23 protein-coding genes and 1 pseudogene are annotated in these 23,594 nt (G+C 43.2%); 9 read left to right on the plus strand and 15 right to left on the minus strand.

Features of this window, described 5'->3' with window-relative positions; translation table 11 throughout:
- Positions 1-139 precede the first annotated feature (139 nt).
- From nusB to uvrA, 5 genes are all read right to left on the minus strand, one after another.
- Entirely contained in the window at positions 140-571 is a 432-nt protein-coding gene (gene nusB, locus ELZ47_RS09510) for a transcription antitermination factor NusB (RefSeq protein WP_164549604.1), read from the minus strand.
- Complete coding sequence (locus ELZ47_RS09515; RefSeq protein ID WP_002896484.1) at positions 564-953, minus strand: Asp23/Gls24 family envelope stress response protein; 390 nt, start codon at positions 951-953, stop codon at positions 564-566. The genes nusB and ELZ47_RS09515 overlap by 8 nt, the downstream gene beginning before the upstream one ends.
- A gap of 19 nt (positions 954-972) precedes the next feature.
- On the minus strand, positions 973-1,533 hold the full coding sequence (gene efp / locus ELZ47_RS09520) for an elongation factor P (protein WP_125331255.1): 561 nt from the start codon (positions 1,531-1,533) through the stop codon (positions 973-975).
- Positions 1,534-1,594: 61 nt separating this feature from the next.
- Entirely contained in the window at positions 1,595-2,656 is a 1,062-nt protein-coding gene (locus ELZ47_RS09525; protein WP_125331256.1) for a M24 family metallopeptidase, read from the minus strand.
- Positions 2,657-2,809: 153 nt separating this feature from the next.
- On the minus strand, positions 2,810-5,641 hold the full coding sequence (gene uvrA / locus ELZ47_RS09530; protein WP_126435897.1) for an excinuclease ABC subunit UvrA: 2,832 nt from the start codon (positions 5,639-5,641) through the stop codon (positions 2,810-2,812).
- A gap of 129 nt (positions 5,642-5,770) precedes the next feature.
- On the opposite strand from uvrA, the gene ELZ47_RS09535 reads away from it, so the two are divergent.
- Both ELZ47_RS09535 and ELZ47_RS09540 read left to right on the plus strand, forming a co-directional pair.
- Positions 5,771-6,715 (plus strand): magnesium transporter CorA family protein, encoded by a 945-nt coding sequence (locus tag ELZ47_RS09535; protein WP_032912532.1) that lies wholly within the window; start codon positions 5,771-5,773, stop codon positions 6,713-6,715.
- Positions 6,716-6,733: 18 nt separating this feature from the next.
- Positions 6,734-7,405 (plus strand): DUF1129 domain-containing protein, encoded by a 672-nt coding sequence (locus ELZ47_RS09540; RefSeq protein ID WP_125331258.1) that lies wholly within the window; start codon positions 6,734-6,736, stop codon positions 7,403-7,405.
- Positions 7,406-7,438: 33 nt separating this feature from the next.
- On the opposite strand, the gene ELZ47_RS09545 is transcribed toward ELZ47_RS09540, so the two are convergent.
- Genes ELZ47_RS09545 through ELZ47_RS09570 form a run of 6 tightly spaced genes read right to left on the minus strand, consistent with a single transcriptional unit; the run spans position 7,439 to position 12,669 of the window.
- Positions 7,439-9,055, minus strand: a complete 1,617-nt coding sequence (locus ELZ47_RS09545; RefSeq protein WP_126435898.1) for an ABC transporter ATP-binding protein — start codon at positions 9,053-9,055, stop codon at positions 7,439-7,441.
- Between the two features lie 2 nt (positions 9,056-9,057).
- On the minus strand, positions 9,058-9,450 hold the full coding sequence (locus ELZ47_RS09550; protein WP_125332809.1) for a hypothetical protein: 393 nt from the start codon (positions 9,448-9,450) through the stop codon (positions 9,058-9,060).
- An 11-nt stretch (positions 9,451-9,461) separates the two neighbouring features.
- Positions 9,462-10,082 carry a CPBP family intramembrane glutamic endopeptidase gene (locus tag ELZ47_RS09555; RefSeq protein WP_125356086.1) on the minus strand — a complete coding sequence of 207 codons (621 nt, stop codon included), beginning with the start codon at positions 10,080-10,082 and terminating at the stop codon, positions 9,462-9,464.
- A 4-nt stretch (positions 10,083-10,086) separates the two neighbouring features.
- Entirely contained in the window at positions 10,087-11,262 is a 1,176-nt protein-coding gene (locus ELZ47_RS09560; protein ID WP_125332047.1) for an ABC transporter permease, read from the minus strand.
- A 13-nt stretch (positions 11,263-11,275) separates the two neighbouring features.
- Positions 11,276-11,944, minus strand: a complete 669-nt coding sequence (locus ELZ47_RS09565) for an ABC transporter ATP-binding protein (RefSeq protein WP_125356085.1) — start codon at positions 11,942-11,944, stop codon at positions 11,276-11,278.
- Positions 11,941-12,669 carry a hypothetical protein gene (locus ELZ47_RS09570; RefSeq protein ID WP_125332043.1) on the minus strand — a complete coding sequence of 243 codons (729 nt, stop codon included), beginning with the start codon at positions 12,667-12,669 and terminating at the stop codon, positions 11,941-11,943. The genes ELZ47_RS09565 and ELZ47_RS09570 overlap by 4 nt, the downstream gene beginning before the upstream one ends.
- Positions 12,670-13,201: 532 nt before the next feature.
- Between ELZ47_RS09570 and ELZ47_RS09575 the strand changes: the two are divergent.
- Positions 13,202-13,279, plus strand: a pseudogene (locus tag ELZ47_RS09575) (DUF1129 domain-containing protein); the annotation flags it as partial.
- 112 nt (positions 13,280-13,391) lie between these two features.
- Here ELZ47_RS09575 and rpsR read toward each other — a convergent pair.
- From rpsR to hutI, 4 genes are all read right to left on the minus strand, one after another.
- Positions 13,392-13,631 (minus strand): 30S ribosomal protein S18, encoded by a 240-nt coding sequence (gene rpsR / locus ELZ47_RS09580; RefSeq protein ID WP_000068664.1) that lies wholly within the window; start codon positions 13,629-13,631, stop codon positions 13,392-13,394.
- 36 nt (positions 13,632-13,667) lie between these two features.
- Positions 13,668-14,162 (minus strand): single-stranded DNA-binding protein, encoded by a 495-nt coding sequence (locus tag ELZ47_RS09585; protein WP_002896496.1) that lies wholly within the window; start codon positions 14,160-14,162, stop codon positions 13,668-13,670.
- A gap of 11 nt (positions 14,163-14,173) precedes the next feature.
- Entirely contained in the window at positions 14,174-14,464 is a 291-nt protein-coding gene (gene rpsF / locus ELZ47_RS09590) for a 30S ribosomal protein S6 (RefSeq protein ID WP_002896497.1), read from the minus strand.
- Positions 14,465-14,642: 178 nt separating this feature from the next.
- Positions 14,643-15,908 carry an imidazolonepropionase gene (hutI, locus tag ELZ47_RS09595; protein WP_125356084.1) on the minus strand — a complete coding sequence of 422 codons (1,266 nt, stop codon included), beginning with the start codon at positions 15,906-15,908 and terminating at the stop codon, positions 14,643-14,645.
- A gap of 199 nt (positions 15,909-16,107) precedes the next feature.
- Between hutI and ELZ47_RS09600 the strand changes: the two genes are divergently transcribed.
- The 6 genes from ELZ47_RS09600 to ELZ47_RS09625 all read left to right on the plus strand — a co-directional run bounded on the left by ELZ47_RS09600 (position 16,108) and on the right by ELZ47_RS09625 (position 23,566).
- Positions 16,108-18,135 carry a urocanate hydratase gene (locus ELZ47_RS09600; RefSeq protein ID WP_125332039.1) on the plus strand — a complete coding sequence of 676 codons (2,028 nt, stop codon included), beginning with the start codon at positions 16,108-16,110 and terminating at the stop codon, positions 18,133-18,135.
- 122 nt (positions 18,136-18,257) lie between these two features.
- The gene (gene ftcD, locus ELZ47_RS09605) at positions 18,258-19,157 is read left to right on the plus strand and encodes a glutamate formimidoyltransferase (RefSeq protein WP_101771756.1); all 900 of its coding nucleotides are present in this window, start codon (positions 18,258-18,260) and stop codon (positions 19,155-19,157) included.
- 14 nt (positions 19,158-19,171) lie between these two features.
- Positions 19,172-19,798: a cyclodeaminase/cyclohydrolase family protein gene (locus ELZ47_RS09610; protein WP_125332037.1), complete on the plus strand. Its 627-nt coding sequence runs from the start codon at positions 19,172-19,174 to the stop codon at positions 19,796-19,798.
- A 66-nt stretch (positions 19,799-19,864) separates the two neighbouring features.
- Positions 19,865-21,538 carry a formate--tetrahydrofolate ligase gene (locus ELZ47_RS09615; RefSeq protein ID WP_048777176.1) on the plus strand — a complete coding sequence of 558 codons (1,674 nt, stop codon included), beginning with the start codon at positions 19,865-19,867 and terminating at the stop codon, positions 21,536-21,538.
- A gap of 12 nt (positions 21,539-21,550) precedes the next feature.
- Positions 21,551-22,150 (plus strand): HutD family protein, encoded by a 600-nt coding sequence (locus ELZ47_RS09620; RefSeq protein ID WP_125332035.1) that lies wholly within the window; start codon positions 21,551-21,553, stop codon positions 22,148-22,150.
- A 75-nt stretch (positions 22,151-22,225) separates the two neighbouring features.
- The gene (locus ELZ47_RS09625) at positions 22,226-23,566 is read left to right on the plus strand and encodes an APC family permease (RefSeq protein ID WP_125332033.1); all 1,341 of its coding nucleotides are present in this window, start codon (positions 22,226-22,228) and stop codon (positions 23,564-23,566) included.
- Positions 23,567-23,594 lie beyond the last annotated feature (28 nt).

The following is a 23,594-nucleotide window of genomic DNA, read 5'->3' on the forward strand; positions in this document are numbered from 1 at the left end:
GTAAAGGCTTTCAAGAAGAGTTTTTTTCACTCAGATATTTCATGCTCTCTGTGCGGATTTTGATGATTCGATAAGCTATTTGCGATTCAAACGACAATTGACAAGCAAAAAGGCCAAGACACTTGTCTTGACCTTCATTTTATTCAACGATAAATTGACTCAAAATCCCGTTGATGAACTTACTGGACTTTTCGTCAGAGAATTGCTTGGAAAGCTCAATGGCTTCGTTGACCGCTACTAGCTGTGGAGTGTCAAACTCCGTAATCTCAAAGATCCCCAGACGCAGGATGTTTTTTTCGACCAGCGTCAGACGATCCACTGTCCAGCCCTTTTTGAGGTGCTGGGCAATTTTCTTGTCCAAGTCGTCCTTGGACTGGATTACACCAGAGACCAGATTGAGCAAGAAGGCTGGAATATCAGCTTCCGCCGCTTTGTCTGCCTCTTCGTCCTTATCATAGGAATAGGCAAAGCGACAAGCTTCTACAAGATCCCCTTCATACTCTAGGCTCATCAGGGCCTGAAAAGCCCGCTGGCGCAGACCTCTTCTGGATTCCAACAGTATATCAATCATTGAGGAAGTCCTCATCAAATAGATCTTTCAAGTCTGGCTTCGGTGCCTTTTCTGGAACAATGCCTGCCACATGGATATTGACAGCAGACAACTCTACCTCAGCCATATCAAAAACAGCGCTTTTTACAGCCTTCTGAATCGCTACTGCAACAGTCGGAACGCTGACACCATATTCCAAATACAGGTAGATATCTACAGTCACATCACCTGTCTCATCGGTATGGAGTGATACTCCGCGACCGAGTGAACGCATAGAAAGACTGTCTGACATACTCTTATTTGCGAAGGAATAAACACCTTCTACCTTTGCCGTTGCAATGGCAATGATTTTTTCCAAAACACGTGGCGCAATGACGATTTCACCTAATTGTTCAGCTGCCATAGTTATTACCTCTTCTATATTATGCGCGAGAAACGTAAGTTCCTTCTGCTGTGTTGATGATTAATTTTTGTCCAACTTCGATGAAGTCTGGTACGTTGACAACAAGACCTGTCTCAAGTGTCGCTGGTTTACCAGATCCGGTAACGGTTGCTCCCTTGATAGATGGCTGAGTATCTGTCACGACCAATTCAACTGTTGTTGGTACTGTCACACCAATCACTTCTGTTCCGTAGAACTGGATTTTCACATCAGAGTTTTCAAGGATGAATTTCAATTCTTCTTCTACATTGGCTACTGGAATTTCATATTGGTCATAAGTCTCAGTATTCATGAAATAAGCAGTGTCATCCATTTGGTACAAGTATTGAGCTGGAACAGTTTCAATAATGGCTTGTTCAAATTTTTCTTCTGGACGGTAGCTGGTATCAAAGGTAGAGCCAGTACGAACATCGCGCAGCTTCATACGCATTATCGTATTTCCCTTACCTGGCTTATGGTGGCTCGCTTCCAAAACGCGGATGAGTTTCCCATCAGCTGTTTCGAAGGTCATTCCAGCTTTCAGCTTACTTGCTTCAATCATTCTATATTACCTCTTTTTAAAATTATATTTCTACTTATTCTATCATAAAGCCTGATAATTCTCAAATAACAATCAACTCTTTCGGCGCAAGAGTTAGGACTTCGCAGCCTGTTTCTGTAATGAGGAGATCGTCTTCGATGCGGACGCCGTATTTGCCGTCCAGATAAATACCCGGCTCATCAGTCAGGACCATACCGGCCTCAATCGGCTCTTCTGACTTGCCAAAGTAAGGAATCTCATGGATGTCCAGGCCGATACCGTGGCCAATCCCGTGGCTAAAGTAAGGACCGTAGCCAGCATCATTAATAATCTGGCGCGGAATCCGGTCAAAATCAATTCGGCTAAGTCCAGCCTTGGCTGCTTCTATCAGGGCTTGATTGCTGCGCAGGACAATATCATAAATCTCCCGTTCCTCATCTGTCACCTGCCCCACATGAACAGTACGCGTCATATCGCTGACATAGTGATTGTAGTAGCAGCCAAAGTCCATGGTCAGGGTTTCACCCTTTTGAATGACCTTGTCACTAGCCACACCATGAGGCATAGCAGAGCGGTAGCCCGAAGCGATGATGAAGTCAAAAGAGGCGCCTGAAGCACCTAGCTGGCGCATACGGGCATCTAAAAAGTTCATAACAGCTAACTCAGTCGTCTCACCAGGCTTGATAAAATCCAGTACATCTAGGAAGGCTTGGTCCGAAATCTGACAGGCCTTACGAATGGTCGCGATTTCTTGCTCATCTTTAATCATGCGCAGATTTTCAATAAAGCCCGTCATGGGAACCAGCTCGTAGGCCGAGAAGACACTTTCCAGCATCTTGAAGTAGGCATAGGAAATCTCGTCATCAAAACCGATTTTTTGCAGCTTGTCGTCCGCAATAATCTTGACAATCTCCCCAATCGCATCGCGCGTTTCGACAATATCAAAACCTTGGACTACTCCCTTGGCAATCAGCGTATAGCGCGCATCTGTCAGGAAAATCCGGCGTGTTTTGCTGATGAAAACCGTCGCTTCTGTCCCGCTGAAACCAGTCAGATAGTAAATATTTTTCAGATTGGTTACTAAAACAGCATCACAGTCTGTCTGAGCCAATGCTGCTTCAAACTTTTCAACTCTTGATAACATGAGCCACCTCCATGAAATAACTAAGCTTATTATATCAAAAAACCAGTCAAATAGGACATTTTTTTGACAAACCGTATCTAGGACTTAGAATCCAACGAGCATTCTCCGACACGAAAAATCCCTGTTTTTAATATCAAACAGAGATTTGATGAATTATTTCACGTGCAGCTTGCCTTTCAAGTACTGGCCGGTATAGCTGGCTGGATTAGCAGCAACTTCTTCCGGTGTACCCGTCGCAATGATCGTGCCGCCACCAACACCGCCCTCTGGTCCTAAGTCGATGATATAGTCAGCTGTCTTGATAACATCCAGATTGTGCTCGATAACGAGTACTGTATTGCCATCGTCCACAAAGCGTGATAACACATGAAGGAGCTTGGCAATGTCTTCAGAATGCAGACCCGTGGTTGGCTCATCCAAGATATAGAAGGACTTGCCAGTCGAGCGCTTGTGAAGTTCGCTGGCCAGCTTCATCCGCTGGGCTTCACCACCTGACAAGGTCGTGGCTGGCTGCCCTAGAGTCACATAGCCTAGTCCCACATCCTTGATTGTCTGGAGTTTGCGGGCAATCTTGGGAATATGCTGGAAGAATTCCACCGCATCATTGACCGTCATGTCCAGAACCTGAGCGATATTCTTCTCCTTGTAGTGAACTTCTAGAGTTTCGCTATTATAGCGGGTGCCGTGGCAGACCTCACAGGCCACGTAGACGTCAGGCAGGAAGTGCATCTCAATCTTGATAATTCCATCACCAGAGCAGGCCTCACAGCGACCGCCCTTGACGTTAAAGCTGAAACGGCCTTTCTTGTAGCCGCGAATCTTGGCTTCGTTGGTCTTGGCAAAAAGATCGCGAATATCGTCAAAGACTCCAGTATAGGTAGCGGGATTAGAGCGCGGTGTCCGACCAATCGGACTTTGGTCAATATCAATCAGTCGATCCACATGCTCAATGCCGCTGATTTTCTTGAACTTACCTGGCTTGGCAGAATTGCGGTTGAGTTTTTGTGCGATGGCCTTTTTAAGGATAGAGTTGACAAGCGTTGACTTACCAGACCCAGAAACTCCCGTCACAGCGATGAATTTTCCCAAGGGGAATCTGGCCGTGATATTCTGCAGATTATTTTCCTGAGCACCAGTCACTTCGATAAAGCGTCCATTGCCTACACGGCGGTCCAATGGTACTGGGATCTCGCGCTTACCTGACAGGTATTGGCCTGTGATGGATTTCTTGCTCTTGGCTACTTGTGGAGGAGTGCCAGCTGCGACGATTTCACCACCGAAAACACCGGCTCCTGGTCCCACATCAATCAGCCAGTCAGCCTCCCGCATGGTGTCCTCATCGTGCTCAACCACGATGAGGGTATTGCCCAGGTCGCGCATCTTCTTGAGGCTGGCAATCAGGCGGTCATTATCACGTTGGTGCAAACCAATAGAGGGCTCATCCAGGATATAGAGGACGCCACTCAAGTTAGAACCAATCTGGGTCGCCAAACGAATCCGCTGACTCTCACCTCCCGATAGAGTCCCAGCCGAGCGAGACAAAGTTAGGTAATTGAGACCAACGTTATTGAGGAAAGTCAGGCGGTCATGAATTTCTTTAAGAATAGGGCGTGCGATAGTAGCTTCATTGTCAGTCAAGCTAAGCTTGTCCAAATGAAGCAAATGATCTGCAATGGACAAGTCTGAAATCTCACCGATATGCAAGCCGTCTTCGCCGCCAACCTTGACAGACAAGGCCTGAGGACTGAGTCGATAACCATGACAAGCTGCACAGGTCAGCTCATTCATATAAGCCCGCATCTGTGTCCGAGTAAAATCACTATTGGTCTCATGGTAGCGGCGGTTGATATTAGTGACAACCCCCTCAAAAGGAATGTCAATATCGCGCACGCCGCCAAATTCATTTTCATAGTGGAAATGGAACTCCCGCCCATCTGAACCAAAGAAAATCAGCTGTTTTTCTTCCTCAGTCAGTTCCTCAAAAGGCTTGTCCATATCAATACCAAAAGCTGCCATGGCCTGCTCCAGCATCTGCGGATAGTAGTTGGAGGAGATGGGATTCCAAGGCGCTAGCGCTCCTTCGCGCAAGGTCTTGCCAGCTTCTGGCACAACCACATCTAGATCCACCTCCAGCTTAACCCCCAGACCATCACAGTCCGGACAGGAGCCAAAAGGCGCATTGAAAGAGAAGAGACGTGGCTCTAGCTCTGGCACTGTAAAGCCACAAACAGGGCAGGCATAGTGTTCAGAAAAGAGCAACTCTTGACCATCCATAGTGTCAATCACCACATAGCCCTCAGCAATCCGCAGAGCAGCTTCGACCGAGTCAAAGAGACGACTACGCACCCCTTCCTTGATGACAATTCTATCTACTACGACCTCAATATCATGCTGCTTGCTCTTAGAAAGCTCTGGCACTTCCGTCACATCGTAAATATCGCCATCCACCCGCACACGGACATAACCGTCCTTCTGAATCTTATCAAAAACGGTCTTATGCTGACCCTTTTTCTTGCGGATGACCGGCGCTAATATCTGCAGCCGCTGACGCTCTGGCAATTCCAAGACCTTGTCAACAATCTGCTCGACAGACGAAGCCTTAATAGCTCCATGACCGTTGATACAGTATGGCGTTCCAACACGAGCATAGAGCAGGCGCAGGTAGTCATTGATTTCAGTGGCAGTTCCTACTGTTGAGCGCGGATTTTTACTAGTCGTCTTCTGGTCGATGGAAATAGCCGGGCTGAGACCATCAATCGAGTCCACATCCGGCTTTTCCATATTGCCCAAAAACTGCCGAGCATAGGCCGACAGACTCTCCACATAGCGGCGCTGCCCCTCAGCATATAGGGTATCAAAAGCCAGACTGGACTTGCCCGAACCGGACAGCCCCGTCACCACGACTAGCTTGTCCCGCGGAATTTCTACATCAATATTTTTTAAATTATGAGCTCGCGCTCCGTGAATCACAATTTTATCTTGCATTTTGACCTCGTTTCACTTATAAACCTTCTCCATTATAACAAATTTTTCTGCAAACTTTTGCCCCAAAAACCCGAATTTGTAGTATAATAGTACGGTATGCAAAAAAACACTCTGGAAAGGAAAATGATTATGAAGCAAGTCTTTTTATCAACTACGACAGAATTCAAAGAGATTGATTCGCTCGAATCAGGCACTTGGATCAATCTTGTCAACCCTTCCCAGAGTGAATCAATCGAAATCGCCAACGCCTTTGGTATTGACATCGCAGACCTGCGAGCACCGCTCGATGCAGAAGAAATGTCCCGACTTACGATCGAGGATGAGTATACACTGATCATCGTTGACGTGCCCATCACTGAGGAGCGGAATAACCAGACTTACTATGTCACGATCCCCCTTGGTATTATCATCACGGAAGAGGCTATTATTACCACTTGTTTGGAAAAATTACCTCTGCTGGACATCTTCATTCACAGGCGCCTGCGCAACTTCTATACTTTTATGAAGTCACGTTTCATCTTTCAGATTCTCTACCACAATGCCGAGCTGTATCTGACAGCCCTGCGCTCCATTGACCGCAAGAGTGAGCAGATTGAAAGTCAACTGCACAAGTCCACGCGAAATGAAGAACTGATTGAGCTTATGGAGTTGGAAAAGACCATCGTCTATTTCAAGGCCTCTCTCAAAACAAATGAGCGCGTGATTAAGAAGCTGACCAGCTCCACCAGCAATATCAAGAAATACCTAGAAGACGAGGACTTGCTGGAAGATACCTTGATTGAGACCCAACAGGCCATTGAGATGGCTGATATCTACGGCAACATCCTCCACAGTATGACAGAGACCTTTGCCTCTATCATTTCTAATAACCAGAACAATATCATGAAAGCCTTGGCTCTGGTGACCATCGTCATGTCTATCCCAACCATGATTTTCTCGGCCTATGGGATGAACTTCAAAAATAACGAACTGCCTCTCAACGGTGAACCACATGCCTTCTGGATTATCATGTTCATCGCCTTTGCCATGAGTGCTTCGGTCATGGCCTATCTCATGCACAAAAAACTATTTTAACCTTTAGAAAGAAGACCTATGTCACAAGTATCCCTCGACAAACTCAGCAAAAAAAACAAAGAATTTATCCATATCGCGACTAACCAGCTCTTACAAGACGGCAAATCCGATCAGGAAATCCAGACCATATTAGAAGGCATTCTGCCGGAAATCCTGGAAAACCAAACCAAGGGTATCACAGCCCGCGGCCTCTACGGAGCCCCAACTACTTGGGCAGCTTCTCTGACTGCAAAAGAGCGCTATGATGCCGAACATCCAAAAGAAAATGACGATCCTAAATGGATGATGCTGGACTCCGTCCTCTTTATCTTTGGTTTCTTTACCCTCCTGACCTCAATCGTCAATCTAGCTTCCTCTCAACCGTCTGTCTATGGGCTGACGACTCTCGTACTCGGAAGCATCGTCGGTGGCCTTTCTTTCTATGCCCTCTACCACTTTATCTACCGTTTCTACGGACCAGACAAAGACCGCAGCCAGCGCCCTAAGCTGCTCAAATCCATCCTGACCATGGCAGCGGCTATTCTCCTCTGGAGCATGTCCATCGTCCTGACTAGTCTCCTGCCTGAGTTCCTAAACCCCCGCCTGTCCAATATCGTAGTTGCTATTGTCGGCGCTATCGCCCTAGCCCTGCGCTTCTATCTCAAAAAACGCTTCAACATCAAGAGCGCGACTATGGGGCCAGGCAGATAAACGATAAAAAGAGGTTCGTTTGAGCCTCTTTTATTATGATATTTTGAACTTTTCCAAATCTATAATTTGATCGGCGCATTCAATAACTTGTTTTCGGTGAGATATCTGGATAATCAATGCTTGTGATTTTCTCTTATTTAAAAGATCCAATACTCTCCTCTCGTTAAATTGATCCAAAGACGATGTTGCTTCATCAAGAATAAGTATTTTCCTGTCTTCCAAAAGAGCTCTTGCAAGAGCCAAACGTTGCAATTGACCGCCAGAAAGTCTATTCTTATCTATGATTATCTCATTTAATTGATTACCACAATCTAACTCTTGCCACAAGCCTACATCATTCAGCACACTCCTGATTTTCTCATCCGAATATTCTTTCCCCATTTTTAAATTACTTATCAAACTATAACCATCAATGAAAAAAGTCTCCTGACTAACGTAACTTACTGAATTGTACCATTCTGCTATAGCAATATCTTTTAAATCAATATCTCCTATAAAAATCTTCCCGCTATTTATATCATAAACTTTCAACAATTGCTTGATAAAACTTGTCTTACCAACTCCACTAGGCCCTATAATTACTGCAATTTCCCCCAATTTTATATCCAGATTAATATGCTCTAGTAATCTAAAATCATCTATCTCTAAAGAGACATCCTCATATCTAATATTTTCTAAAGAAAATTCTCTAGCACTCACACTAAAATCCTGAGAATTTTCCGAGAAATTTTTCATAAGCTCAATTATATTAGTTAAAGCTCCTTTTTCTGCAGCAAAATTTCCAAGAGAGGTTGAAATAGCTAAAGTCGTTGGAACCAATTGATATAAATACATCATGAAAGAAATAAAAGTACCGACTGACAGAAGTCCTATTTTAATTTCGTAAAAACCTAAACTGAAGACCAAGACTATCAATGATAATAACAAACAATTGATTAAAGGCGCTAAAATAACACGATATTTTACCCCTTTTAAAGCATAATCATATAAGCGTTTATTTTCTAATTTTACATAACTAACGAAGGTACTCGTTGAATCACTAATTTTTATACTCAACAAAAAATTTAGAAGCTGAGACAATCTGTTATTTAGTATTGCAAGTTGATTCCGGAAACTATCAGCTAAGATTGCAAGTTTTTTGCCTATAAATTTAATAATAATTATTATACATATTGCAAAAACAATAACCAGTGATGTCAACTTCCAATCCATCACAAACAGCATGACAACTGCTCCTATCCACGATACAACATTTACAACGAAGCTTGGTAAAGTTGAAGAAATTACCTCTCCCAATATTTCAGTATCATTCACAACATGATTCACTGTTTCGTTAGTATTATAATCTTGAGCAACTCTTATTCTTAGATGTTCAATTCCATCAATTAACTTGGTTCTCAATTCGTAGACAGACTTTTCTCCCACTATCTCAATAATAGCATTACCAATTGTACCTAATAGTACATTCAGCGAGAATAAAAGAACTAAAATAGATACTTTTGAGTATTGAAATTGGCCTTTTACAAATTCATTAAAAAGTTCTCTTACAATTAGAGGAATCAGAATATTTACAGCAACTGAAAGCAGAAGTATAAATATTCCAATTCCTAAAAAATTACGATGAACGATATATCTATATAGAGACTTCATTATTATTCTTTTGACTCTTTTCTAGCATGTTTAACTATGATAAACACCAGCGAAGTAAGAATTATCTGAGTAATCAATGTTGATACTATACTTCCTACACTGGGAGAAAATGCGATGCCTGACTGATCGGTTTTTAGTATCTCTTGCCAAGGAAATAGCAAGCTATAGGGCAAAACTATCAAAGTAGCAATTATGGCTGAGGCTAAAATATTAAACACTGAAAATTTATTACTAATAGACTGGATGAAACGTCCCCCAACAAGCGCTAAAACGACCAAAGGTAACATTGTAGTTAGAACAACTAAAATACCTGCGCTTAGAGATAACCTAAAAACATAAGTAACTATCATTTCTAAAGTTAGGGCAGTTAAAATAAAATAATCAAATTTTTTCATTGTTTCTCTCCTTATTTAGATAAAGCAAACATAACTGTATCATAAACAAAATGCACAACAATACAGGAACTATATAAATGTGTATACCGATGTATCAAAGACAAGCCGATTCCTAATGGAAGCCTAATGAAAAGATTGCTAAAAAAATCAAAAGACTGATGACCTAAAAAAGCAAATAAACAAGCTTGAATAATAATGACCCAAACAAAATCAAATTCTTTTTTCAAATGAAACTCTACCAACCCTCTGAATAATAACTCTTCCGCAATAGAAGTTATTAAAAAAATTGATAAAAGCGTATACAATTGCTCCCTAGGATATTTATCAATGACATGTATAAGAACTATAAATGATACAAAGAAAGTGAAAAATATTAACAAAGCGTTCAATGGGCTCTTTTGCTTAAATTTGGAGGATCTTAAAAAATTTTCCCTATAAATACAATAATATAGGTAAAATACTATTAGAAATGCCAAAAGCAAACAGACTCTCGTAGACAAAAACAACATATCCACTGAAAGTTTATTACTGGCTATTATCAGGATAAGCAAGCTTCCAAACATTGACAACAGTAAGACTAGAACGACAAGACCCGCCGCTACTAAAACGTTTTCTAGTTTTCTTTTTGCCATCTTTTTACCTCAATAAATTCAGGACATTCTTTCTTGAAGCTGATACCGCTGGAAAATAGGTAAAAATAAAACAAATCACCGAAGGAACCAAGACAGCTGTGAGGATATTATCCCTTGTTACGATTAAACGAACCCCCATAGAATTTCCCAAAAGCTGACTAATGACAAGTACAAAAACCACTGAGATAAATGAGGAAATAAAAGCCAAAAATAATCCTTCAACGATAAATTGGTTGCGAATACTGGATTTTTTTGCCCCAAATGCTCTCCTGAGACCAATTTCACTCTTTCTTCCTGCGACAGATGAATAGGTTGCACTCATGACTCCAAAGCCTGCAACAATTAGAGAAATCCCAGCAACTCCGGCAATCAAATTAGTCGCTAGAGAGGTTGTTCGATTGATTTGACCTACCACTTGATGAAGATCTTCAATCTCATAGACACCCTTCTTTTTTGAGGAACCATAGCGTTCTAAATACTTGAGGACTTGCTTTTCAGCCTTGCTTTTACTTCCTCTATATTTGATTTTTGCTTGGTTAAAATGATTTCTGTAGCTAGTATTCCTAAGAAACATTTTCTCCGTCACTAATAAATCCGGTGTCTCCTCACTTCCCTGATAGACAGCACTTATCTTGTAGTAATCCCCACCTATTGAAACGAGTTCTCCCTCACTACTAGTTGTAGGAAACAGTTTTTTCGAAGCCGTGTCCTTAATAGCAATTTCATTTCCGTTTGATTGCTGAATCTCGCTTAGGGCTTTCCCACTAATAACTTTAATATCATTATTCTTCTCATTATATTTTGATGAGAGTTGATCATAATTCACAACGCTTCCATCCATACTCCTATCTCCAAGGAGGTGAACAGAAACTGTGTTGAGCTGAGGATTAATTGAGAGTTCTACATTTTGAATATTAGCAAATCCCATCAATCTCTGTCTATCATTCTCAGTAAATCCAGCCCCATCCTTATAATTTGTACAATTAATAGTAAAGGTCTTCCGTCCTCCAGTGACCGAATTTAACTGTTGAACAATCGACTGGCCTACTCCATTTCCTAGGCTAAGCACAAGCAAGAGACTCACAACTCCTATAACCAAGGATCCTATCGTCAGTAACGACTGCCTTTTATTAGCACTCAAGGATTTAAACAGACTCTTTAAAAGAAAGGTAAGTCTCATCTCTTTTCTCCCTTCAGTCTTCTGTCAATACTCCGTCAACAATGTGCAGAGTCCTGTCCGCTGTAGATGCAGCTTCCAAGGAGTGGGTAACCATAATAACTGTTTTACCAGTCTGATTAATCTTTTTCAAAATGCTGAGAATCTTCTGCGACATCTTTGAATCTAAGGCACCCGTCGGTTCATCAGCAATAATTATTTCTGGATTATTAACCAAAGCCCTAGCAATAGCTATCCGTTGTTGCTGACCTCCGGATAGATTAGTCGGGTATTCATTTATTTTTTCTTCCAACTCTACCATAGCCAGCAAGTCTCTAATATGCCGATCAGACATATCCCCAAAAGGACTATAGATAAGCGGTAACTGGATATTTTCCTTTACAGTATATTTTGATAAAAGTTTAAAATTTTGGAAAATAAAGCCGATACTTCTATTACGAATTTTTGAAATCTTTTCATCTGAAAATTTACTGACTAATTTATCATTAAAATAATACTTTCCAGAATACTCAGAATCCAACATTCCAATAATATTGATTAAAGTTGATTTCCCAGAACCAGATGGCCCCACTATAGAAACAAACTCCCCGGCCTCTATTTTCAAAGAGATATTATTTAAAATCCGTTGTTTAGCATCTCCATTTTTATAAAAAATATCCTTATTAATGAGCTCTAAATGAATCATGATTTATGTTCCTTTAAAAGTGTTCCAACAGGGACCTCGCTAAGCGGTGCATAATAGACACCACCTCTTTGAACCAAGCTTGGCTTAAACTTTTCCCATGCTTTTGCATCTGGTTTTTTCATATAGAGAAAGCCTGAGGATATGTACTTTTCGGGGATAACAACTTCTTTATACTTAACATATATATTAAAATGCTGCCCTATATGAAGACCATTACTCTGAATTTCAAATCCGTATCTGGAGACATCTTCCCCTCCTTCACGAGGTAAAAGTCCAACCCAACTTATATGACTTTGAAAAGCCTGACTACCATCTAAACTCTTCACAGTCACTTCCATATCCTGATTAATCAAGCCATTATCTAGTTCTGAAAAAGAAGACAAAATGTATTGTTCATCGCTGATAATGGCAAATTTTTTATTTTCATCAACAGTAAATGTACCATCAATAGGAGCCACATAGCCCGTATTATAAATCTGCTGCCATTTTGTAACGTGCTGGCCATTAACAACAAGCAGGCGACTCATTTCTGCATCCTCAAGCTCCTGAACTTTTCTGGCCTTTACCACTCCATCTAAAATCAAATCCTCTTGTGCTTCTACCTTAAAATAACGCGGTTTATTTTCTTGAACATTTGATTGTTGGTTATTATAGTTATTTACAAAGACTAACAGGCCAGAAAATAAAAGAACCAAAATAATAGAAAGTAATATTTTGATTTTCATTAGAAATACCTCCATCATTATTAAAGTTGATTATAAGCCTCGTCAGTTTTTAAAAGTAAGAAAAATTTTACAAACTATAGCAGGAAGGACTTCATCTCATATTAAAATATTATTATATTAAAATATCAAATAGTTTTACGTAGTTCTTTAATATACTGTTTAAAAGAAATAGTTGCAAAACCAACAGAAATTGTAACTGTTGCCAAAAGTTTTTCCAAGTCGAAGCGGAACATAATTTCACCTTCTTTATTAAATATTTGAATTTAAATTTTTTGAAACAAGATAAATGAAAGCCCTTCCCACTAATAACCTCATTGTAATCCTATATTAAAATAATGTCAACTATTTATGTGCAATTATTTACATATTTTAATTTAGCTATTTTAATTATTTTTAAATATTTTAATTAACCCGCGTAATTTAATTAAATAACATTTTATCTTTTTTCATAGAATTTTGGACTCCTATATCATTTTCCCTAGCGCTATTAACTCGTAAAGGGCTCTAAACTAGCTTCAACATTCCCTATCTCATCAATCTAGCCCTGCGCTTCTATCTCAAAAAACGCTTCAATATCAAGAGCGCAACTATGGGGCCGACGAGATATTAACCAGCAAATCAAATAAATAATAAAAAGACAGCTTAATTTTGGCTGTCTTTTCATTGTGTTCTCTTCACTCCTCTAGCATCTAAAAAATCCCTGCCAAAGGCAGGGACTCAAATTAGTCTTCATTTACGAAAGGCATCAAAGCCATTACGCGAGCGCGTTTGATAGCTGTTGTTACTTTACGTTGGTTTTTAGCTGAAGTTCCTGTTACGCGACGAGGAAGGATTTTCCCACGTTCTGAAACGAAACGGCTAAGAAGCTCAGTATCTTTGTAATCAACATATTCAATTTTGTTCGCTGCGATGTAATCAACTTTTTTACGGCGTTTGAATCCGCCACGACGTTGTTGAGCCATGTGTTTTCTCCTTTATATTATAGTTAGATTCGATCCTTAGAAAGGTAGATCGTCGTCTGAGATATCCATCGGGTTAGAATTGCCAAATGGGCTCTCATCACGAGAAAAGTTCGGTACTTGGTTAGACGAGTCTGCACTGCCATAACTTGGAGCAGAGCTGCCGCCGAAGCTGTTCCCACCGTATCCGCCAGATGACTGACCTTCACGGTTAGAGCGGCTTTCCAGGAGTTGGAAATTGTCCGCAACAACTTCTGTGACATAGACACGCTGGCCTTGCTGATTCTCGTAGTTACGCGTTTGAATACGGCCTGTAATTCCGATCAGGGCTCCTTTTTTAGCCCAGTTTGCAAGATTTTCTGCCTGCTGGCGCCAGATGACAACATTGATAAAATCTGCTTCTCGCTCGCCACTTTGATTTTTAAAGTTGCGATTGACAGCTAGAGTAAATGTTGCGACCGCTTGGTTCTGCGGAGTATAGCGAAGCTCGGCATCACGGGTCATGCGACCCACCAGTACAACGTTATTAATCATAGTCTACCTTCTTAAGCGTCAAGTTTGACGATCATGTGACGAAGAATGTCAGCGTTGATTTTTGAAAGACGGTCAAACTCTTTAAGAGCTGCATCGTCGTTTGCTTCAACGTTAACGATGTGGTAAAGTCCTTCACGGAAATCTTGGATTTCGTATGCAAGACGACGTTTTTCCCAGTCTTTTGATTCAACAACAGTTGCACCATTGTCAGTCAAGATAGAGTCAAAGCGTGCTACCAAAGCGTTTTTAGCTTCTTCTTCAATGTTTGGACGAATAATATAAAGAATTTCGTATTTAGCCATTGATTTTTCCTCCTTTTGGTCTAATGACCCCGAGACTTTGCAAGGGGTAAGTGAGGTTTGCTCACAAATAATTATTATAGCAGACTTCCAGCAGAATGGCAAGGGAAAGTTTTGATATAAAGAAAACTCTCTCTGTCACCAGAGAGAGTCCGAAAAATACGATTCGTTTTTAGAGAGTCTAGACAATTCTTCCTTGATCTACGACCAGTTTTCCAGCCTTGTAAACCTGATGGGTCAGGTTGGTCGCAAAGAAATAAAGTGGATAGTCGATATTCTTAGCGTCTAGGATGGTAATGTCAGCCTGCTTGCCAGTGTCAAAGCTGCCAATCTTATCTTGGCGGTTAACTGAGTAGGCCGCATTGATGGTCACCGCGTTAAGGACTTCGATCGGTGTCAGACGCATCATAAAGCAGCCCAGCTGCATAACGAACTGCAGGTTAGCAGTTGGACAGGAGCCTGGATTGCTGTCGGTAGTCAGAGTGATAGCCATACCAGCTTCCAGCATCTTGCGGGCTGGTGCATAGGTATCTTCCATCAGACTGAAGGTAGTTGCTGGTAGGAGATTCCCGATAACCTTGGCTTGTGCCATCTTGCGAATGCCCTCATCAGTTGCTACCATCAAGTGCTCTGCACTAGTTGCTCCCAGTTCAGCTGCTACATCTACTCCACCGATAGACTCGATTTCATCAGCATGGATGCGGAGCTTGAAGCCCATTTCCTTAGCCTTAGAAAGCAAGTAGCGTGACTCGTCAGCTGTAAAGACGCCTTTTTCACAGAAAATATCACAGAACTCAGCTAGATTTTCTGCCTTTACCCGAGGTAGCATTTCCTCGACGATGAGCTCCAGATATTCCTGAGAGCGTCCCTTGTATTCTGGTGGAACGGCGTGGGCAGCCATAAAGGTCGAAACCAAATCAATATCGTGGTCACGGTCTAAAGCCCCAACGACATCCAGCTGGCGCTTCTCTGTTTCCCAGTCCAAACCATAGCCACTCTTGGCCTCAACAGTCGTCACCCCATGTAGCAGCATATAGTCCAGCAGTCTCTTAGACTTATCATAGAGAGTATCAAAAGAAGCTTCTCGCGTCGCCCGGACCGTACTGAGAATACCGCCGCCTTGGGCAAGAATTTCCAGATAAGGGACCCCGGCTAATTTCTTAGCAAATTCATGCTCCCGGCTGCCGCCGTAGACCAAGTGAGTGTGACAGTCGATCAAGCCAGGTGTGGCAATCTTGCCTTCATAAGACTGAATCTTAGTATCTGGTCCAATCAGACTGGCATCCGGCTCTCCGCTGCCAACTGCTAGGATTTTGCCGTCTTTGACTGCAATGTAGCCGTCCTCCAAGACCTGAGCTTCCTTCATCTCCTCGCCAAAAAGGGGATGGCCGAGGTCCTTGGGACAGAAGACTTGATTAAAGTGAGTTAATAGTAAATCAGCAGTCATGCTTGTTCCTCCATTTCATTTTCCGACATATTTGCTTTTCATCATAATACACTATCGTCAAATTATAGTCAAAAGCTTGTAAAAGATAGGAGCTCCGCTTTTTTTACTGTTTTTGTCATTTTCTTGACTCTTTATGGACGGAAGTCTTATAGAATGTAGGAGAAAGATATTTTACACTTGACTAAAAGGAGGATTTTTCATGTCATACTTTAGCGAAAATGAAATTGCAGCAGCAATGACCGTCAAATTAGACGATGTACTGCCTGAAAAAACAGTTTTCCAAGAAGGCATCCGTCGAGCACCTGACCGGGGCTTCCGTTTGACTCAAGCTCAAACCGAAATTGCTCTTAAAAATGCCCTTCGCTATATTCCAAAGAGATTCCATGAGGAAGTGATTCCAGAATTTCTGGAAGAACTGAAAACTCGCGGACGGATTTATGGCTACCGCTGGCGTCCAAAAGAACGCATCTACGGCAAACCAATTGATGAGTATAAAGGGAACTGTACTGCAGCCAAAGCTATGCAGGTCATGATTGACAACAACCTGAGCTTTGAAATCGCCCTTTATCCTTATGAATTGGTTACTTATGGGGAAACTGGATCTGTCTGCGCTAACTGGATGCAGTACAACCTCATCATGAAATACTTGGAAATCATGACCGACCATCAAACCTTGGTCGTGGAATCTGGCCACCCACTCGGACTCTTCAAATCTAAACCAGAAGCACCTCGTGTTATCATCACCAACGGCCTCTTGGTCGGTGAGTACGACAACATGAAGGACTGGGAAATTGCAGAAGAAATGGGCGTGACCAACTATGGTCAAATGACAGCCGGCGGCTGGATGTACATCGGCCCTCAAGGTATCGTCCATGGTACTTTCAACACCCTCCTCAATGCTGGACGCTTGAAACTGGGTGTAGCTGATGATGGCGACCTGACAAGCAAACTCTTCATCTCTTCTGGTCTGGGCGGCATGAGTGGAGCTCAAGGGAAAGCAGCCGAAATTGCTAAAGCTGTAGCAATCGTGGCAGAAGTAGACTATTCTCGGATTGAAACTCGTCACTCCCAAGGATGGATTAGCCAGTTAGCCGAAAGTCCAAAAGAAGCAATCGACTTAGCTCAGAAAGCTCTGGAAGCTGGCGAATCAACTTCCATTGCCTATCATGGTAACATCGTAGACCTCTTAGAATATGTCAACGAGAACAATATCCATGTAGATTTGCTGTCTGACCAAACTTCTTGCCACAATGTCTATGACGGCGGCTACTGTCCAGCTGGTATCAGCTTTGAAGAGCGGACTCGCCTCCTAGCTGAAGACAAGGAAACCTTTGCTAAGTTGGTTGACGAAACCTTGGAACGTCATTTCAAGGCAATCAAGACCTTGACTAACAATGGCACTTACTTCTTTGACTACGGAAATGCCTTTATGAAGGCAGTCTATGACTCTGGCATCAAGGAAATTTCTAAGAACGGCTTTGACGACAAAGACGGCTTCATCTGGCCATCTTATGTAGAAGATATCATGGGGCCTATGCTCTTTGACTATGGTTATGGTCCTTTCCGTTGGGTATGTCTGAGCGGTAAGCACGAAGACCTAGTCGCTACTGACCACGCAGCTATGGAAGTCATCGACCCTAACCGCCGCTATCAAGACCGCGACAACTACAACTGGATCCGCGATGCAGAAAAGAACCAGTTGGTTGTTGGAACTCAGGCTCGCATTCTCTACCAAGACTGTATGGGCCGTGTCAATATCGCCCTCAAGTTCAATGAATTAGTACGCGAAGGCAAGATTGGTCCTGTCATGATTGGCCGTGACCACCACGACGTATCTGGTACGGACTCTCCATTCCGTGAAACTTCTAATATCAAGGACGGTTCTAATGTTACTTGCGACATGGCGGTTCAATGTTACGCTGGTAATGCAGCTCGCGGTATGAGTCTGGTAGCTCTCCACAACGGTGGCGGAACTGGTATCGGTAAGTCTATCAACGGTGGCTTTGGCTTGGTACTGGACGGCAGCGAACGCATCGATGAAATCATCAAATCTGCTATCGCTTGGGATACAATCGGCGGAGTGGCACGTCGTAACTGGGCTCGCAATGAGCATGCTATTGAGACAGCTATCGAATACAACCGTCTCCATGAAGGAACAGACCACATTACGATTCCATTCCTGACTGACGAAGATTTAGTCAAAGAATCTGTTAAGAAATTGTTCTAATAGGAAAAACTTGTCCCCCAACTTCCAACCTGAGCTGGGTATGTGCCTAGCTCAGGAGGAGGTTCTGCTTTATTAAGTTCATATTATAAATTAAAATAATTGATATCACGAGGTAATATCTTATGGCAAAAATTGTTGAATGTATTCCTAACTTTTCTGAAGGCCGCAACCAAGCGGTCATCGACGGTCTAGTGGAAACAGCTAAGAGCGTGCCAGGCGTAACACTTCTGGACCACTCTTCTGATGCCAGCCACAACCGCAGCGTCTTTACCTTGGTCGGCGATGATCAAAATATTCAGGAAGTTGCCTTTCGTTTGGTTAAATACGCTTCTGAAAATATTGACTTGACCAAGCACCAGGGTGAACACCCTCGTATGGGCGCAACTGATGTCCTGCCTTTTGTACCGATCAAAGACATCACAAGTGAGGAATGCGTAGAAATTGCGAAGACTGTATCTGAGCGGATCAACCGTGAGCTCGGTATCCCTATCTTCCTCTATGAAGATGCAGCGACTCGTCCTGAGCGTAAGAACTTGGCTAAGGTTCGTAAGGGACAGTTTGAAGGCATGCCTGAAAAACTCTTGGAAGCTGACTGGGCACCTGACTACGGTGAAAGAAAGATTCACCCAACTGCTGGTGTCACTGCTGTCGGAGCTAGAATGCCACTCATTGCCTACAACATCAACTTGGATACAGACAATCTGGAAATTGCCAACAATATTGCCAAAATCATCCGTGGTTCAAGCGGTGGCTACAAGTACTGTAAAGCTATCGGCGTTATGCTGGAAGACCGCAACATTGCTCAGGTTTCCATCAACATGGTCAATCTGGAAAAATTCCCACTCTATCGTGTCTTTGAAACTGTTCGCTTTGAAGCCAAGCGCTATGGAGTTGGAATCCTAGGCTCAGAAGTCATCGGTTTGGCTCCAGCCAAGGCTTTGATTGATGCAGCTGAATACTATCTGCAAATCGAAGACTTTGACTACGGCAAGCAAGTTCTGGAAAACCATTTGCTGGGCTAGGAGGACAGAAACCTATGAAATTAGTAGATTTAAGTTTGACAGAATTCGCCCAAGTCCTAGGCTCAGATGCTCCTGCACCAGGAGGCGGCTCTGCCGCTGCTCTTTCCGCAGCGAACGGTATTTCCCTGACTAAGATGGTTTGTGAATTAACCCTTGGCAAGAAAAAATACGCAGAATTTGAAGCAGAAATTGCTCAAGTGCATGCAGAAAGTGCTCGACTGCAAGAAAGCCTGCTCACAGCTATTGACAAGGACACTGAAGCCTTCAATCTAGTCTCTGCTGTCTTTGATATGCCTAAGGAAACAGAGGAAGACAAGGCTGCCCGTCGTGAAGCGATGCAGAAAGCTCTCAAGGAAGCGACCAAGTCACCTTATGGTATGATGGAAGATATCTTTGCTGCCCTGCAAACAACTCAAAAAGCTGTTGGCAAGTCCAATACCAATGCTGCCAGCGACCTGGGAGTCGCAGCTCTCAACCTTAAGGCGGGTCTGCAAGGAGCTTGGCTCAATGTCCTCATCAACCTGTCAGGTGTCAAGGATGAAGCATTCGTCGCAGACTACCGCAGCAAGGGTGAAGAGCTCCTACAAAAAGGCTGCGCTCTAGCCGATGAAATTTATCAAGAAATTTTGAAAGTTGTCTAATAGATAAACGGAAGAGAAGTCTGCTCTTTCCCATGAATGGACTTCCTTTTCTCAAGAGGTAACAATATGGTTTTATCAGATATTGAAATTGCGAATTCGGTTCAAATGAAGCCCATCAAAGAGGTGGCAGAAAAGCTAGGAATTGCTGAAGATGCCTTGTCTCTTTATGGAAATTACAAGGCAAAAATCAGCGCCGGCCAACTAGAAGCACTAAAAGACAAGCCAGACGGCAAACTGATTCTCGTGACAGCTATTTCTCCGACACCAGCAGGAGAAGGTAAGACCACGACTTCTGTCGGATTGGTCGATGCTCTGGCTGCTATCGGTAAAAAAGCCGTTATCGCTCTGCGGGAGCCTTCACTCGGACCTGTCTTTGGTATCAAGGGCGGAGCTGCTGGCGGTGGTCACGCCCAGGTGGTGCCGATGGAGGACATCAACCTCCACTTCACTGGTGACTTTCATGCCATCGGTGTTGCCAACAACCTACTGGCGGCCCTCATTGACAACCACATCCACCACGGCAATGCCTTAGGCATTGACTCTCGTCGCATCACTTGGAAGCGGGCAGTGGATATGAATGACCGGCAACTACGCCACATCGTGGATGGCTTACAAGGCAAGGTCAACGGTGTTCCACGTGAAGATGGTTTTGACATCACAGTTGCTTCTGAGGTTATGGCTATTCTCTGTCTGTCAGAAAATATTACCGACCTCAAGAACCGTTTGGAAAAAATCATCATTGGCTACAGCTTTGAAGGTAAGCCAATAACTGCTAAGGATCTGAAAGCTGGTGGCGCTATGGCTGCTGTGCTCAAAGACGCTATCCATCCAAACTTGGTTCAAACTCTGGAACACACACCAGCCTTGATTCACGGTGGACCTTTTGCCAACATTGCTCATGGCTGTAATAGCGTCTTAGCTACCAAGCTAGCTCTCAAATATGGCGACTATGCAGTCACAGAAGCTGGTTTCGGTGCTGACCTTGGTGCTGAAAAATTCATCGATATCAAATGCCGTACATCTGGCCTGCGCCCATCTGCTGTAGTTCTAGTTGCTACCATCCGCGCTCTCAAGATGCACGGCGGTGTAGCTAAGAGTGATTTGGCCGAAGAAAATGTCCAAGCTGTTGTAGACGGACTGCCGAACTTAGAAAAACATCTGGAAAACATTCAAGATGTTTATGGATTGCCAGCAGTCGTTGCCATCAATAAATTCCCGTTGGATACCGAAGCGGAACTACAAGCAGTTTATGACGCCTGCCAAAAACGCGGAGTTGACGTAGTGATTTCTGACGTCTGGGCGAATGGCGGAGCCGGCGGTAAAGAGTTGGCTGAAAAAGTCGTTGAACTGGCCGAAGGAGACAATCACTTCCAATTTGTATATAATGAAGAGGACTCTATTGAAACCAAGCTGAACAAAATTGTTACTAAGGTCTATGGAGGCAAGGGCGTTCGCCTGACTCCTGCTGCTAAACGCGAGCTCAAACAACTGGAAGAGCTGGGCTTCTCCAACTATCCTATCTGTATGGCTAAGACGCAGTACTCCTTCTCAGACGATGCTAAAAAGCTAGGCGCACCTAAAGACTTTGTTGTGACTATCAGCCAGCTCAAAGTTTCTGCCGGTGCAGGCTTCATCGTCGCTCTGACTGGTGCGATTATGACCATGCCAGGACTGCCTAAAGTACCAGCCAGCGAAAAGATTGATGTTGACAAAGACGGCAATATCAGCGGTTTGTTCTAATAAATACCAAAAATGACAAATGTAACCCTTCTAAGAGCAAACGATTTTCAAGTTTCCGATTGGTCGGGGGGAAAGACAAAACAGCTTTATCTTTCCCCGCCAACTGGCCACTATAGCAAGCGGGACTTTGACTATCGACTCTCAACAGCGACTGTGGAGTTGGCTGAAAGTCAGTTTTCTGACCTCAGCGGCTTTCACCGCATTCTCATGAGCCTGGACCACACACTACATCTCCACAATGCCAGCCGGCAGGAGGAAACGGTTCTAGCTCCCTTTACTCCCTATGTATTTGAAGGGAGTGATTCTATCACAAGTCGGGGGACTTGTACCGACTTTAACTTAATCTACAACGACCATTATCAGGGACAGATGATTGCCATCTCGAATGGGCAAGAGCTTAGCCGAGATGACGAAATTCAATTTATCTATGCTTTAGAGGATCTGACTGTGACGGGAACAAACCTGCCAGCGCTTAACCTAGAGGCAGAGCAGCTTCTGATAGTGGAAAAAGAGACTCAGGAAACTGAGCTGCATATAATGTTTTCGAGTAACCAGCCAAAGGGGACACCCCTTGCTATTTGGGCTGGTTTGACCCACATCCCTACTAAGTAAAGATACCATGATGCCTTGTCACCAGTCTATCTTTACTTGGAAAGGATCCCATATCTCTAAAGGAGAAACATTATTATGGATGCAACTAAACTCACTGTACAAGAACAAGAACAGGAAAAAGCGAAATTCAGCTTTTCCGGTGCAACTCTCTACGGTATCAATGCCGTTATCGGTTCAGGGATTTTCCTCCTACCGCAAAAGATTTATAAAGGACTTGGTCCTGCCTCTCTAGCTGTCATGCTTGGAACCGCCCTTCTCGTTATTCTCTTAGCCGTCTGCTTGGCAGAAACTGCTGGTTATTTTAATAAAAACGGCGGAGCTTTCCAATATTCCAAAGCGGCCTTTGGAGACTTCATTGGATTTAACGTTGGTTTCCTAGGCTGGGTCGTAACTGGTATTGCCTGGTCAGCTATGGCTGCTGGTTTTGCCCGACTCTTTGTCATTACCTTCCCAGCTTTCACTCCTTACGAGCGTTTGCTTAGTATCGCTTTGATTATCTTGCTCAGCTTAATGAACATTGCTGGTTTGAAGACCTCAAAAATTTTCACACTCACTGCAACTGTAGCTAAGTTAATCCCAATCATTGCCTTTGCAGCATGTGCTATCTTCTTTATCAAAGGCGGAGTAGATAAAGGAAATTTCACTCCTTTCCTACAGCTTGAACCTGGAACCAATGTCATGACTGCCATTGCCAACACAGCTGTCTATATCTTCTACGGCTTCATTGGATTTGAAACTATGTCTATCGTTGCCGGTGAAATGCGCAACCCAGAAAAGAATGTGCCTCGGGCTATCTTGGGCTCTATCAGTATTGTATCTGTTCTATATATGTTGATTATCGCTGGAACCATCGCTATGCTGGGTAGCCGTATCTTGCAAACAGATGCTTCTGTACAAGATGCTTTTGTCGAAATGATCGGCCCTGCAGGCGCTTGGATTGTTTCTATCGGTGCCCTCATCTCTATCGCAGGTCTTAATATCGGGGAATCCATCATGGTACCGCGTTTTGGAGCAGCTATCGCAGAAGAAGGCTTGCTGCCTAAGAAAATTGCAGAAACCAATGCTAAAAACGCTCCTGTAGTTGCTATCTTAATCTCTGGAGCATTCTCAATCGCTCTGCTCTTCTCTGGAAAATTTGAAGAATTGGCTACCCTCAGCGTGGTCTTCCGTTTCTTCCAATACATCCCAACTGCCTTGGCGGTCTTGAAACTCAGAAAAATGTATCCAGAAAAGAAGGTTGTCTTCCGCGTACCATTCGGCCCTGTCATCCCTATCCTAGCTGTTGTTGTCAGCCTGGTTATGATTGTAGCTGATAATCCGATGAACGTCGTTTATGGTGTCATTGGAGCCGCTGTTGCCAGCTTAGTATACTTCTTTATGCACGGCCGAAAAAAGGTTCCTACTAACCCTGACTAACTCTAAGCATTATATCCCATCATGGAGG

This window comes from Streptococcus sanguinis (assembly GCF_900635155.1).
Taxonomy (GTDB): domain Bacteria; phylum Bacillota; class Bacilli; order Lactobacillales; family Streptococcaceae; genus Streptococcus; species Streptococcus sanguinis_G.

Bases quoted from the DNA above. Each gene is read 5' to 3' on its own strand.
- nusB (WP_164549604.1), bottom strand. From the start codon at position 571: ATGATTGATATACTGTTGGAATCCAGAAGAGGTCTGCGCCAGCGGGCT.
- ELZ47_RS09515 (WP_002896484.1), bottom strand. From the start codon at position 953: ATGGCAGCTGAACAATTAGGTGAAATCGTCATTGCGCCACGTGTTTTG.
- efp (WP_125331255.1), bottom strand. From the start codon at position 1,533: ATGATTGAAGCAAGTAAGCTGAAAGCTGGAATGACCTTCGAAACAGCT.
- ELZ47_RS09525 (WP_125331256.1), bottom strand. From the start codon at position 2,656: ATGTTATCAAGAGTTGAAAAGTTTGAAGCAGCATTGGCTCAGACAGAC.
- uvrA (WP_126435897.1), bottom strand. From the start codon at position 5,641: ATGCAAGATAAAATTGTGATTCACGGAGCGCGAGCTCATAATTTAAAA.
- ELZ47_RS09535 (WP_032912532.1), top strand. From the start codon at position 5,771: ATGAAGCAAGTCTTTTTATCAACTACGACAGAATTCAAAGAGATTGAT.
- ELZ47_RS09540 (WP_125331258.1), top strand. From the start codon at position 6,734: ATGTCACAAGTATCCCTCGACAAACTCAGCAAAAAAAACAAAGAATTT.
- ELZ47_RS09545 (WP_126435898.1), bottom strand. From the start codon at position 9,055: ATGAAGTCTCTATATAGATATATCGTTCATCGTAATTTTTTAGGAATT.
- ELZ47_RS09550 (WP_125332809.1), bottom strand. From the start codon at position 9,450: ATGAAAAAATTTGATTATTTTATTTTAACTGCCCTAACTTTAGAAATG.
- ELZ47_RS09555 (WP_125356086.1), bottom strand. From the start codon at position 10,082: ATGGCAAAAAGAAAACTAGAAAACGTTTTAGTAGCGGCGGGTCTTGTC.
- ELZ47_RS09560 (WP_125332047.1), bottom strand. From the start codon at position 11,262: ATGAGACTTACCTTTCTTTTAAAGAGTCTGTTTAAATCCTTGAGTGCT.
- ELZ47_RS09565 (WP_125356085.1), bottom strand. From the start codon at position 11,944: ATGATTCATTTAGAGCTCATTAATAAGGATATTTTTTATAAAAATGGA.
- ELZ47_RS09570 (WP_125332043.1), bottom strand. From the start codon at position 12,669: ATGAAAATCAAAATATTACTTTCTATTATTTTGGTTCTTTTATTTTCT.
- rpsR (WP_000068664.1), bottom strand. From the start codon at position 13,631: ATGGCTCAACAACGTCGTGGCGGATTCAAACGCCGTAAAAAAGTTGAT.
- ELZ47_RS09585 (WP_002896496.1), bottom strand. From the start codon at position 14,162: ATGATTAATAACGTTGTACTGGTGGGTCGCATGACCCGTGATGCCGAG.
- rpsF (WP_002896497.1), bottom strand. From the start codon at position 14,464: ATGGCTAAATACGAAATTCTTTATATTATTCGTCCAAACATTGAAGAA.
- hutI (WP_125356084.1), bottom strand. From the start codon at position 15,908: ATGACTGCTGATTTACTATTAACTCACTTTAATCAAGTCTTCTGTCCC.
- ELZ47_RS09600 (WP_125332039.1), top strand. From the start codon at position 16,108: ATGTCATACTTTAGCGAAAATGAAATTGCAGCAGCAATGACCGTCAAA.
- ftcD (WP_101771756.1), top strand. From the start codon at position 18,258: ATGGCAAAAATTGTTGAATGTATTCCTAACTTTTCTGAAGGCCGCAAC.
- ELZ47_RS09610 (WP_125332037.1), top strand. From the start codon at position 19,172: ATGAAATTAGTAGATTTAAGTTTGACAGAATTCGCCCAAGTCCTAGGC.
- ELZ47_RS09615 (WP_048777176.1), top strand. From the start codon at position 19,865: ATGGTTTTATCAGATATTGAAATTGCGAATTCGGTTCAAATGAAGCCC.
- ELZ47_RS09620 (WP_125332035.1), top strand. From the start codon at position 21,551: ATGACAAATGTAACCCTTCTAAGAGCAAACGATTTTCAAGTTTCCGAT.
- ELZ47_RS09625 (WP_125332033.1), top strand. From the start codon at position 22,226: ATGGATGCAACTAAACTCACTGTACAAGAACAAGAACAGGAAAAAGCG.